Below are 634 nucleotides of genomic sequence, written 5' to 3'. Positions count from 1 at the left end.
CTAATATCCACTGCGGAGGGAGCCTGATCGCCCAGACGTCTGGCAAGCAGATCACCTAACTGGCCATAGCCCAGATTGGGTTTTAATGTTGCATCAAGATCCAGGGTTACAGCGACAATAATATACTGATCACGCTTTTCTCTTTTGAATACCGAATCACGATAACCAAAGCTACAACTTTCCCGGTCAAAATACTCAACATGCCCGGATTCAAGGTTCATCGCCTCCAGCGAAACGAAAGAATCCGTTAACTCAACACCATAGGCACCAATATTCTGGATAGGTGCAGCGCCAACGTTACCCGGTATTAAGGAGAGGTTTTCCAGCCCATAGGCCTGATGATACAGAGACCATAAAACAAACTCATGCCAGTTCTCTCCCGCCTCAGCCCTGACCCGAACACACTCCTGATCACGACTCAACACCATTTTTCCCTTGAGATTAACGTGCACAACCAGGGCATCAAGAAAATCACCAAGCACTACATTACTGCCACCGCCCAGGGGAATAACGGGCAACTGCTTTTCCCTGGCAAAAGCCAGTGCCAACTGCAATTCAGCAACCGTATTTGCCTCAGCGTAGTATCTGGCAGTAGACGGCAAACCCAGGGTATTTCTCTCCACCAGGGAATAGT

1 protein-coding gene is annotated in these 634 nt (G+C 48.7%); it reads right to left on the bottom strand.

All coding sequences use genetic code 11. From position 1 onward, the window contains the following. Nucleotides 1–634: FAD-binding protein (locus J7438_RS26840; RefSeq protein ID WP_209279072.1), on the bottom strand; the 634-nt coding region annotated here is incomplete at both ends.

This window comes from Thalassotalea sp. G20_0 (assembly GCF_017744175.1).
In the GTDB taxonomy this organism is placed as follows: Bacteria; Pseudomonadota; Gammaproteobacteria; order Pseudomonadales; family Endozoicomonadaceae; genus Endozoicomonas.
This window is presented reverse-complemented; position numbering and strand designations above follow the sequence as displayed.